Origin of the sequence: Cyclobacterium qasimii M12-11B, from assembly GCF_000427295.1 — a bacterium.
Lineage (GTDB): Bacteria > Bacteroidota > Bacteroidia > Cytophagales > Cyclobacteriaceae > Cyclobacterium > Cyclobacterium qasimii.
On the sequence record NZ_ATNM01000021.1, the window covers coordinates 1 to 12,072 of the forward strand.

11 protein-coding genes and 1 pseudogene are annotated in these 12,072 nt (G+C 35.1%); all 12 read right to left on the minus strand.

Annotated features, from left to right (window positions below):
* Positions 1–151: 151 nt before the first annotated feature.
* Positions 152–733: a hypothetical protein gene (locus ADICYQ_RS02180; RefSeq protein WP_020894069.1), complete on the minus strand. Its 582-nt coding sequence runs from the start codon at positions 731–733 to the stop codon at positions 152–154.
* Positions 734–1,241: 508 nt separating this feature from the next.
* Positions 1,242–2,426 (minus strand): SGNH/GDSL hydrolase family protein, encoded by a 1,185-nt coding sequence (locus ADICYQ_RS02185; protein ID WP_020894070.1) that lies wholly within the window; start codon positions 2,424–2,426, stop codon positions 1,242–1,244.
* Positions 2,427–2,760: 334 nt separating this feature from the next.
* Positions 2,761–3,611 (minus strand): annotated as a pseudogene (locus tag ADICYQ_RS30015) (PDDEXK nuclease domain-containing protein).
* A 277-nt stretch (positions 3,612–3,888) separates the two neighbouring features.
* The gene (locus ADICYQ_RS02195; protein WP_020894074.1) at positions 3,889–4,218 is read right to left on the minus strand and encodes a hypothetical protein; all 330 of its coding nucleotides are present in this window, start codon (positions 4,216–4,218) and stop codon (positions 3,889–3,891) included.
* A gap of 82 nt (positions 4,219–4,300) precedes the next feature.
* Positions 4,301–4,831 (minus strand): hypothetical protein, encoded by a 531-nt coding sequence (locus ADICYQ_RS02200; RefSeq protein WP_152520447.1) that lies wholly within the window; start codon positions 4,829–4,831, stop codon positions 4,301–4,303.
* Positions 4,832–5,019: 188 nt separating this feature from the next.
* Positions 5,020–5,652 (minus strand): HepT-like ribonuclease domain-containing protein, encoded by a 633-nt coding sequence (locus ADICYQ_RS27540; protein ID WP_020894076.1) that lies wholly within the window; start codon positions 5,650–5,652, stop codon positions 5,020–5,022.
* Between the two features lie 244 nt (positions 5,653–5,896).
* Entirely contained in the window at positions 5,897–6,652 is a 756-nt protein-coding gene (locus tag ADICYQ_RS02215; protein WP_020894077.1) for a hypothetical protein, read from the minus strand.
* A 72-nt stretch (positions 6,653–6,724) separates the two neighbouring features.
* The gene (locus ADICYQ_RS25680; RefSeq protein WP_020894078.1) at positions 6,725–7,579 is read right to left on the minus strand and encodes a hypothetical protein; all 855 of its coding nucleotides are present in this window, start codon (positions 7,577–7,579) and stop codon (positions 6,725–6,727) included.
* A 160-nt stretch (positions 7,580–7,739) separates the two neighbouring features.
* Positions 7,740–8,351 carry a hypothetical protein gene (locus ADICYQ_RS02225; protein ID WP_040414091.1) on the minus strand — a complete coding sequence of 204 codons (612 nt, stop codon included), beginning with the start codon at positions 8,349–8,351 and terminating at the stop codon, positions 7,740–7,742.
* A gap of 343 nt (positions 8,352–8,694) precedes the next feature.
* On the minus strand, positions 8,695–8,910 hold the full coding sequence (locus ADICYQ_RS27000; protein WP_146948602.1) for a hypothetical protein: 216 nt from the start codon (positions 8,908–8,910) through the stop codon (positions 8,695–8,697).
* A gap of 218 nt (positions 8,911–9,128) precedes the next feature.
* Positions 9,129–10,379 (minus strand): group II intron reverse transcriptase/maturase, encoded by a 1,251-nt coding sequence (gene ltrA, locus ADICYQ_RS02230; protein WP_020894080.1) that lies wholly within the window; start codon positions 10,377–10,379, stop codon positions 9,129–9,131.
* Positions 10,380–11,008: 629 nt separating this feature from the next.
* Positions 11,009–12,019 (minus strand): hypothetical protein, encoded by a 1,011-nt coding sequence (locus ADICYQ_RS02235; RefSeq protein ID WP_020894081.1) that lies wholly within the window; start codon positions 12,017–12,019, stop codon positions 11,009–11,011.
* Positions 12,020–12,072: the final 53 nt, after the last annotated feature.

Genomic DNA, 12,072 nt, shown 5'->3' on the forward strand with positions numbered 1-12,072 from the left:
TTATTATTCGATTATTTGTATTTATTATGCCATCAGATATGCTTTCTGATTCGTAATTGTCTTTAGGAACTCAAAATGAAGGTCAAATGCAAGACTGAACATTTTCCATGAATATTTTTCTCATAAAGTTCATTAGATTATTCCTTTAGGATTAATCAAGAAAGTCTTTATTAATCGCTTCAAGATAATTTTTCACATAACTATCAATGGCCGCTTTGCTAGATAGGTTTTTACCACGTAAGGTAATTATGATAATGTATTTATCTTTATAGGTAGCATTGTACTTTACCTCATCGTATTCAGCTTCACTTGTGGTGGTCATAAACGCATTGTCAAATATATGTAGATCGCTAACGTAAGTGTCTTCAATGTTTAATTTTACGGCACCATTGTAACCTACTCTTAAGTAATTGAACATGGTTTTGTTTTCATTTACCTCTTCATTGATGGTGAAAGTAAATTCGTAGAATTCTTCTGTAGGGTGGTCGTATTGAGCTACAAGTCCGCGTTTAGTACAACCGACATCCTTGAAATTATATACTGCGTATGTATCAAGATGCGGAACTGCATCAAACAGTTTTTTATTGGGTTCACAAGTAGGTACACTCTCTGGAAATTTTGATACAGTGGTTACCGTATTCTCATTTATAGTTACTAATTGAGAGGTAGATTTGTTTTCTTTACATGAAATCGCAGTTATTATTACTGCTAGAAATAGAAGAATCTTTTGCATTTATATCAGTTTTAGTGAAGTTGTTTGACCAAATACATAAAGAGATGTACTTATTTCTTTATTTTATTCGGTTTGCAACTTAAACAAAAGAAGGACAAAGCATGTGTCTTTTGTGTTACCTTTTAGTGTCCTTTATGCAAATTTCTATGTCTTTTTACTTTTATTTTACAAATCAATAAATTTAGATTTGTTGCGTTAAGTTATTGAATGGAGGAAATCGTTTAATATTGTTTACAACGGTAAAATGTCGAGTAGTGGCAGATTGCGTGGTAGTTTCCTGTCAAACCGCTATGCAGTTTGAGCGGGCTACAAGCCTTGATATTTAACATTACCTGCCATTACTTATACAAAATGTTATGGGCTGGGATTATTTTATTATAATCTTTTTAATAATTATATCGTTAATAATCAGACAATGTTCCATTCAGAAATATATGTGAAAAAATCAATTCGTTTTTATCATATTTCTCAGGATTAGCGTCAAAGTCCGCTTTTCTACTATCATTATTCAATGAATTTCTTTTTCTTCTAAAGTTAAAGGTTGACTGGATGGATAAATTTTCACAATATGCTTCTTCGTTTCACTCAATTTCACAAATCTTGACTGCTTTCTATAATAAGAACAATAACCATCCCAGTTAGCAAACTCATTTTTTACTCCATCGACCTCAATAATATACCTTCCTCCTGTTGGACCAACTAATATATCTAAACCCATTTCATTCCCTATAAAGGAAAATTGGTAAGTAGAGTTCGTGTCTTGAGAAACAAAATAAGAATTTTCTAATGGTTTAAATTTGTCGAGATAGCTTAAATGTCCAGTTGAATCAACATAATCGTAATTTTTTGATTGTATTACTATACCTTTAATCATCGTTGTGTTTTCATAATTGTCAGCAATCAATACAGGCTTTATTATATGTTCTTTTACACCTCTCAACGTATCTATCTTCAATAAACATTTTGCTAAAATATCCTTATAAACTTCGTGTCCGAAATCTGTTGGATGAACTTTGTCTGCTGTAAAAACGTACTGTCCAGTACTGTTTAAGAAAGTGGTTTTGTCATAATCGCTGTCATACCAAACAACAGAATCTGATTCAATCATATTAAAAGTTTGAGGAGTCAATAAAACTGACGGAATGTCATAATATGACGCTATTGAATCGTGTTTAGTCGCAGACATATTCATTTTACCGTTTTCACCGTCAGATAATGAAGCTGCATTAACTGTATAAACGAAGCAAATATCTGTATATGGATTTTTTGACCATATTTTACGCACTATTCCTTCCATACTTTTTTCTACATCAGAGGAACTTGCACCGCCATCATTAACTGCAAATTCGATGAAAATCAAGTCAAAATCGGACTTACTCAGTAAATGTTCATCAATTCTAAACACTCCATATTTAGAATCAGTCCCTCCAATGGCGGCACTGTAGCTGAATAAGTCTTTTATAGAGTATTGCTCTTCTATCCAAGATACTATTTTAGGTCGCCAACCATTTGCCGCAGTGATACTTCCTCCTATAAATCCAATTTTAACGTCTTGTTTTGTATTTATCTTATCAAAGAAATTAGGTAGACCTTGTCTTGCTGAAAATTCAGTTGTGTCTTTCAATTCCCACTGAGCGAAGCATTGTAAAGAGATTATCAACATAATACTAGATAATATAAATTTGCTTTTCATATTCTTGATGATTTTAATTATTTACTTTGCATAATGTTAGTACTGTTTTCCTTGCCAATAACGGTCAGGTATAAGCGTAGTGCGGGATTTCAAGGCGCTTCACTTTGGGCTTGCAGATAAGCTTATTTATTACTCTCATTTTTATCTTCGGCACTATCTCCCGCATTACGTATAGCCTTTTTTAGCATTCGTTTTAATTCTTTTTCTGTTGGTACTTTTCCTTTTAACTGTTTAGGGAGTTCGTGAGTTAGTTTATATTCTGCAACTCCAATTGGTTTTATGTTCGTTCTTTAAGAGTATTCAACTTCTATATTGTCTTTGGTGGGGCAGAGAATTATTCCAATGGAAGGGTTGTCGTCAGGTTGTTTTTTTGTTCGTCCAACAGGTCGAGATAGAAATTCATTTTTCCTGCAAATTCAAGTTCAAATTCTACCGTTTTAAGTTCTATGGCTACCAAACATTTTAAAAATCGGTGGTAGAAAAGCAAGTCAATGAAATATTCTTTTGGTTTAATCTTAGACGATATTGATTTCCAATATAGCTGAAACCGTAACCAAGTTCCAATAGCAAATCTCTTATGTTTTCAATAAGGCGATTTTCTAATTCTCGTTCCAAAACGGGTTTGTTTATTCCAAGAAAATCAAGGTTGTATTCGCTTTTTAATGCTTCACTTGCTTGTTCTGATAAGTGAACAGGAAGCACATTTTCAAAGTTGCTCTGTTTTGGGTTTATCAAATGGTTTTGATAGGCATTTGCCTTGATTTGGTTTAACAGAACTGACCTACTCCAAGCCATTTTATCAGTTGCATTCAAGTAATACTTTCGTTCTTCACGGCCTTTTACTTGGTGCATTATAAGCAAGTTCTGCCCCCACGGAATTTTGGCAGCCAATTCTAAAAGCTCTTGTTCGTCCTTATATTCAAGGTAAAACTGTCTCATTCGTCATAAATTCTGGGCAGAATAACCTTTTATCCCGTCAATTTGTTTGTTAATGTCTGTTGATAGCGTCTCGACAATTGATTTGCCCCAATTATTGACTTCTTGATTTTTGACTATAAGTTTTCCGATGTCAAAATTCAATCCTGTATGGTGCTTGTTCAGCGATTTATAGGCTTCATATCTGGCAGAACTTATGGTCTGTAATATCTCATTGAAAAAGTTGTCGTATAGTTTTAAGTCGTTCATCTAATATTTCGCATTTCTCGCACACTTGTGATAGAAGACCAATTTACAAATTCTCGCACAGCTGTGCGAGAATTTGTAAGGTTATTACTTTTTATTCTTACTACTTGAAACTGCATTGTTTTTAATGAATGCTAACGGGCAGCTGTATGCAGTGGCCAAGGCTTTCTGACCGTTACAAACTTGTCAGGGTTAAGGCGTGTAATAGGGCCAAAGGAATGGCCTATTATGCTGTGGAGTCTTGGCTGAGGTATACAGCATGTTGGCATTTCGTTGTTTTTTAATCTTGCCATTTTATGGAGTATTCTCCTGTTGGAGCAAATTCAACCCATTTACCTTCAATGATTTTTTCTTTTGCTATTCTGTTATTAATTAAACGAAGCTCATAAGAAACTTTACGTTTACGATATTCGATTTCGGTTGAAAATGCAGATTGCCCAGCGGGGATAGTAATTGTTTCTGTTCCCTCAAAACCCTGAGGGGTTATTGAGGGAACATTATTATATAATCTTTTTTCTCCATTAAAATAAATTTTTTCATTATAGATGCTAGTTGGTACTTCTACCGAAATTGAATCATTTTTTAGCCAGATGAAAGCATCTTTTTCCATACTTTCGAATTGAGATTGGTTATGAATATTTATTCCTTCATAAGGTGAAAATGTAAATAATTGAGACTCTGGAATATTAAATTTAAAATTTGTGCCTTTTTTTTACAAACAGAGAATCACCATCTCCTTCTTTTAGAATGATTTCGATCCCATCAAATTTGTACCCTTGTGATATTTTTTGAGTTACATTTATATTTTTTATTACTTGACCAGAATTTAATACTAAAGCGAAATTAAATTCTTCTCCTGTACTATTTTCCATTACTTCAATTTTGAGTGAAGATGGAGTTTTTCGTGTAATAACAAAACCTTTGTCATTCCAATCAGCTACTATTTTTCCTTGATCTTCCAATGCTAATGTTTTATTTTCTTGTATTATTTCTCCATTTTGCGAATAAATATCACCGTGAATATTCACATTTCCATTTTTGTTTAAAACTTCCGAGATATTCCAATCGCCATTGGTAAAAGTTATTTCTGTTTCACCACCTTCTGCTTCCATTACTATCAAGTTGGTTGACGGTTGTATTATCGACATTTCATCATCGTCGTTACTGCACGACATAAATCCAATTGATAAAAATAATCCTAAAAATATTCTCGTAACTTTCATTTTTTTATTTTAAATAATTTTTTAATCCTATGTTTTCTTACAATGAATGCCAACGTGATTCAGCTTGGAGACGGCGGGCTTTTTGAGACGTTCGCTTTCAGTCTTCTCCTAACTTCTTAAAGATACTGATTTTCATAGTTACTCCATGCCGCCCGCTGGATTCGAGGTGATGTTATAGCCAGTGCTTTTTATTCGGTATCTTCAAGTAAATCGTTGACTTCAATTTCCAGTTTCGGTAAGTCACGGATCACTATTGACCAGATAATTTCTTCGGATACGCTGTCGTATCCGTGAATAATCCTGTTCCTAGTGTCAACAATCTTCCTAGAGTTTTTGATCTGAATATTGGGATCCAACTTCAGAATTCTGCTTACGGCCTCTCCGATTATTTCCACATTCCGTTCAATGGCTCTTCTGGTTTTTAAATCATTCCGGAATTCAAAAAAATCTCTTTTTTCAGGCATGAAAAGATTGATTTCATCAATTGCCTGTTTTATATCAGACAGCCAAGTCCTGATTTGATTTTCCATACACTTGGACTTTTGTTTTTCAATCTGCTGCTTTAGGTAAGGATTTTTTATAGCTTTTTGTTCCAAGAGGTCAATCTCTCTTTTTAGCAATTGCTCTAGCGCAAACTTTAGATTAAAATAATTATCGGAATAGGTTAAAGGGTCATTTTCTTCAATATCGACTATCAAATCAATATCACTTTCAGGACTGAAACCATCAGTTGTTACCGAACCGAACGCAAAAAGACTTATCACTTTGTTGGTATCACAGAGTGCCTTTATCTGGTCAATATGTCTTTTCAGCTCTTCCATCTTTATAAAGATACAAATTTTCCCGTTAGTCTGTTTTTCAGCATTGGCTATAACGGTTTATGTAAGTGGAGTGCGGGATTTAAAGTGATGAACTTTCAATAACGCACAGAGCCAATTCGTTTATTCAATATTTCATTTTTTCCGTCAATCGTCAAAGACGAATTGGCGGTGTTGCAACGAAGAACTGCGGTTGGATTACCCACTGCAACCCGCATTACATTTACATTTGGTTGTGCGTTCGGCTTTATTTTTCTTTATAAATTATTTTCCAAGTTGGTTCAAATATTAACATTTCGAAATTGTATGTATGAAGGTTTCCTCCTTTATAAATTCCATTGCTAAAAGTATGTTGAATTCCATTAACGAAAGTCCAATTTCCTGCCTTTTCAGTTCTTCCCCATTTTCTTGATTTTGCTATTGTAGCTTTTGAGTTAATTCCTTCAGCCATTTCTTTCATTACACTCTTTGAAGCTATTTTTAAATTCTTTGCTATTGCAACTACTATAAAGTATCCGAACTTAATTTCCCTTGCATCTTCAAAATCTCGTTCATTTGAAATGCTAATGAAAATATCAGGAGGTGAATTTCTCTTTTCACAAATTGTCCACCTCGGTGTCCAAATTTCCGTATTTAAGAAATAGTTTTTCAAGTTCGATTCTATTGTCCATTTTTCATGTGATTTCGAATCCCAATTTAATCTCCCCGTTTTGACTTCTGAATGGTGTATAAATTCCTTTTTGTCTTTTTTAGCTATTTGTTTTTCGGGTTTATACTTTACCACTCTGATTCCTGTTTTATCAGCGGTTTCCGTTTGTTTGATTAATTTATCAAAATAAGATTCAAAATTATTTTCCCAATTCGATTTTATCCAAGGCGATTTATCTTCATCATTTTGTCCAAAAATCAAGTAGAAATCATAAGGTCTATTATCCCACCCAGTATCAAGTAGGCTGAATTCATCTATTTTGCTCTTGATAAGACTCTTGACCTTTTCTATCATTTACTATCTGTTTTTTATTTTTTGCTGACGCACAACGTTCCGGCAAAAAAGCGTTGCTGTCCCGAAGGGCAGCTATGATTTTTTAGCCATTGTTGTGCTTTCGTTTTCTTTTATTTTATAATCTTCTGGATTGACCTCAATTTTTTTAAATTCTCCTGAGTCAATCAATATTTGATTTATCTTTTGAATGTCAATTTGATTCTGTTCTCCAAGAATGAAAATCATGTCCCAAATGTCTTTGGTAATAGTCGTCTTTCCATTAATAGACTTCAGATGAATCCAAACTTCGTCATTCATCCAAACATCTGTCATATCATCAAATGAAAATCCGTTCTTAGATAACAATTCAAGTAATTTTTCAATAAATCTGTCCGCATCCCCAATTTTAACGAATTCAATGAGTTGTTCGCTCGAGTTGTAAGCAGGTCTTAATTTGTAGCTATAATTCAACCTTTTTCGATTGCCTTGCTTATCGAGAAGTTCAAGTGCAAAATCGTCTGCCAAACATTCAAAAGTCTCATCTTTGAAGAAGAAGACATAGTGTCTTTTTCCCTCTGTTTCTTTATTAACTATTGTTATCGGGTCAGGGAATTTTCTGTCCAGTCCTCTTTTTATTTCGTAGAATTCGCCCCAAGGTAATTCGTTTGGGTTTGTTCGATATTGACCATAATAATATCCTTCATCGTTACAGTGGTTTAGCGAATAAATGGAACAGTATTGAAATATAATTTTGGCTTTATCTCCTTCTTCAAAATCGTCAAACACTAAATGATTGACAAGTATTTCCATAATCAAGTGATCTCCATTAATTTCTAATTGAACCTCTGGAGATACAGGGTCAGCATTCCAATCACTTGTAATTTGAAAATAGTCAATCTTCCTTTCAGATTGCTTTTTACTCCTGAATATGTTAGTTAACCATTTCAAATTTCAGTTTCGGTTTAATGAAGCACAACGTGATTCAGCTTGGAGACGGCGGGCTTTCTGAGACGTTCGCTTCCATGCTACTCCTAACTTCTTAAAGATACTAAATTTAATATTCACTCTGAACCGCCCGCTGGATCCAAGGTGATGTTAGCAGCAGTACTTATTTCGTTTCTGTTTTTAGTGTCATGTCAGTTTGGGCAATTGTCCCGTTTGGTTTAATAATGGTCAAAGTTTTTGAATAAGTAATAATGTTAGGCTTTTCAACGTCTTCAGTTTTGTAGTTGTCTTCTGAAAACAGTTCATATGTGCTGTCATTTAAGAATTTTCCACTTGAAGTTTCATAATATCCACCGTCTCCACAGGAACCAGCAACTCTAAATGAACTGATTAACTTTCCGTCTAGGGCGTATATGTTGTATAAAATTCTATCACAATATTCACCTTCTCTTTGTGTCAAAATAGTAAACTCCCAAAGTCCTCTTTTACTTTTCTGCTTTGAGTAAAAAAAGTCGTTGTCAATGCTTTCTGAATATTGTCCAAGATATTCTTTCTTGGCTGTGTCTTGATAAATTTGAAAAAACTCAAGGCTGTCAAGTTTGGTATAGAAATCTTTACGCTTGTCCCACTGAATGGTGTCAATAGAAAATTCTGCTTGGTCGGAATACTCAAACTTATTTTCAATTGAAGAAAAGTCAAAGCGACTATTCCCTATGTTTTTGTTAATCGTCTTTAATATTTGGTCACCGCAAGATGTTGCCAATAAAATTGTCACAAGTAAAAGAAATATGATATGTCGTTTTGTCGTCAAAGTATTGGTGCTAACGGTTAGTGTCGAGTAGGAAAAGGGAGTTTCACCCTTCCCCTCTCACAGAACCGTACGTGATAGTCTCCCATCATACGGCTCTTCTAATTTAATCTACAAATATAAGCTCATCCTCTTTCAAGTTGGCAAATCGTATTTTTAAATTAGCTAACCCCTTTGCTCCACTCCCATTACAGGAGATTCATCACTACTACGGGTTAGTCCGCCACCTTACTCTACATTGGTAATCATCTTGCAGTTGCTCTGCTTGATATTTCCCTTTTACATTAATGTAAGGCTTCCTGCGTTCCATCTATAAGCCTAGATAAAAGTCATGCCCCCTATACGACGGTTGCCGAATAGCCAGTAAATAGGTTTCCGCTATCCTTGTCCCTGAGAACTCGACGTTTCTCGGTTTTGACAACATGTTTTGCCTTCTCGACGCTTCGTCGGTAGGTTCGCTTTCGCTCATCTCTTTTATCAACACCTGACAGATCCAGTCTGCCTTTTCTTCTCTCGCTTCACACAAACAAATCACTTTGAATGCATTAGAAAAGTGGTTTAGAACCAACTCCTATAAGCGGATTCTGGTGGGTCGGTTCCACCATCTTATAAATAGTTACGTGAAACTGATGTTTCACTCACAGCACACGTCGAGTAGGCAAGGGGAATTTCGCCCCGAGCCTCTCACAGAACCGTACGTGATAGTCTCCCATCATACGGCTCTTCTTATACAATCTTTAATCCCTAATTAGAATACCCCACATGCCAATGATAAAACAGACTTGGATATTGAATCCGAACCCTGTCCAACCATTTATAAGCTTTTGTAAGGTTGTTTCTATACCTTTTGTAGCGATACCTTGCCCATCTTATTAGTTTTATACGCAATATATAAAACACTTTCGATAGACTGTAGCCACTGTATTTACCAAAGTAACGGATCCATCCCCTAAGTTTTGGGTTTAAATGATGGGCAATACCTACAATACTGTCACATTGAATTCTTGGGATTTCCATTTTCCTGAGTTGGTCGAATATTCGTGACCTTGACTGGATGCTCATAGCACAATCAAATCCTAGAAACAGTTTCTTTGTTTTCTTGGATTTTGAAGTACGCGGCTGGAATGTATAACCGAGAAAGTCAAATTGTACTTCCCTATACTTTTGTCGCCTTTTGAAATCCTTGCAATACACAATTTTCGTCTTATCAGGATGCAATCTCAAGCCACAATCTTCTACTCTTTCCTTTATTTTCTGTAGGCTCTTTTCTGCCTGAGTTTTTGTCAGGCAATGAATGATAATATCATCCGCATAGCGTACAAATTTAATAGAAGAATCAATTGTTTTAAGCCAAACATCCAAGGTATAGTGCAAATACAAATTGGCCAATAGTGGACTGATCACTCCTCCTTGCGGTGTGCCTTTTGTTCTTGCTATAACTTCACCTTCTTTGGTTTGCAATGGGGCATTGAGCCATCTTTTGATGTACTCGAATATCCACTTTTCTTTCACATGTTTGTTAAGCGCTTTGAGCAACTTATCATGGTCTATTTCATCAAAGAAATTCTTGATATCTAAGTCTATCACCCAATCATACTTCCAGCAGTTACTTCGAACCTGTTCTAGCGCCTGATGGGCACTCCGTTTTGGACGATAACCGTAGGAATCCGGATGAAAGATCTTTTCCAATCTTACCTCTACCTGATTCTTAATGACCGTTTGAGCTACCCTATCGCTGATCGTTGGAATCCCCAATTGACGCATAGATCCATTCTTCTTGGGAATCTCAACTTGTAGGACTGCTGGTGGAAAATAACTACCCGAAGCCAAGCGATTCCAGACTTTGTACAAATGCCGATGTCTTTGAAGGTCATATTCTGACATACTAAGGTCATCCACACCTGCACTTTTCCCTTTCCGCTTTACCTGTAGGTAAGCTTCCCATACCATTTCTTTGGTTATAGGTACTGATTTTGTCTTCTCTAATTCAATCATCCTCTTGCGAGTTGTAAAACTGATGAAAACTGTATAAGCCAATCCCTTCGCTCCATTTCTATTACAGAAATTTCAACACTACTACGGATTGGTCCGTCCCTGAACCAAACATCGCTATTCTGCCTCTAAGTTGGTCTTATTGTGCGTTTCGCTTTGCATTTTGATCCAGGTTCCCGAGTTCCGTAAATAAGCCCGAATAAAGGTCATGCCTCCTAAATGACGCCTGCCGTCCAGTCAATAAACAGGTAACCACTGAACTCGTAATGTTTGTCATACTTCAAACACTTTTGACAGAATGTAGCACTTTCTCGACACTTCATCAGAGGTTCATTTGCATTCATCTCCTTTATCCTTACCTGACCACGCTCTTGACGTGGCCTTTTCCATAACGCTCAATACCTTGACTCTTTACCAAAGCACCTTATGGTGGTTTGATGCTCTCCCCTGTAGGACAACACCGGTGGGTCGGTTCCACCATCTTATAAACAGTTGCGTAACGATTTTCAGCCGTTCGTTACTCTCGGCACACATAAGAATAGTAGCCGATTGCGGGCTTCGTTCCTGTCAAATTACACAAAAGTTGGAGCGGGCTACAACCCTTGAATTTACTACTATTTCGGCTATTATTTTTATACATTGTTAGCAAAAGTACTTTGTAATTCACTTGTATATTTCTTTCCTCTTAAATCATCAAGATTCAAATATGTTTGCTTCTGAACAAAAGCTGTCCCTTTGTCGGAATACGAAGTCTTATCATTATCAATCGGATTATCATTTTTGAATGTTTCATTATCATTCTTCTCTGTCAATACCATAAATTTAAAATTCTCATTCCATTCATCAGGTTTTAGTCCTTTTTTTATTTCAATCAATTTACTTCTGATTTCTTGCTCGTTTGAATTATTTACAGTAGTAATCTTAACTGTATTTAGGTCGTCTTTTTGAATATTGAGGCTATCAATGTACCCAAGTATTCTAGGAAAATATTCTTTAATTTGTTTGTCAGCATAGAATCCCATATAACTTGATTGTTTAAACGTCCTATTAGCCTGACACTTATAAACTGAATGTTTTTCATAGAAACTCCATGCAGAACCTGCAGGAATTATTAATGCTTTGCGAGAATAGTCTTCAGCAGTTAGTCTTTGATTTATGATAAATTCTTTTAACTCAGACAATAAAAAATTCTCTCTATCCAACAACAAAATTGATTCTTGAATAACTGAATCAATTCCTTCAATAATTTTGTCAAAGTTTCCCCAAATTATTTTATCGGTATATTCTGAATCTAGTTCTTTAAGTGATGTTGGATAATCAAAGTCTGGTGTTAGAACTAATAATCGGGAGAAGTCATATTTTAGAAACTTGCAATGATTTTTAATTTGCTTCTTACTGATTCCATTAGGCACAACTTTGGTTTCAATAATGTAATCAAACAATCCTTTAATTCTACCGTCGGGAATTGAATCATATGATTTCACTTGATTTTCATATTCAATTAATTCAACGGTTGAATCCTCCATTAAGATTTGCAAAATCCGTGTAACTGTTGATGAATTTAGCTTTTCAAAAACAGCTAAAATAGTTGATGTAACTCTATTTTCTGCTGTACTATATATTGAGAATATTGAATTTGCCATATCTGTTTTTTCCTATATTAATTATGAGTATGTGTCGTCTCTTTGTATTTTTG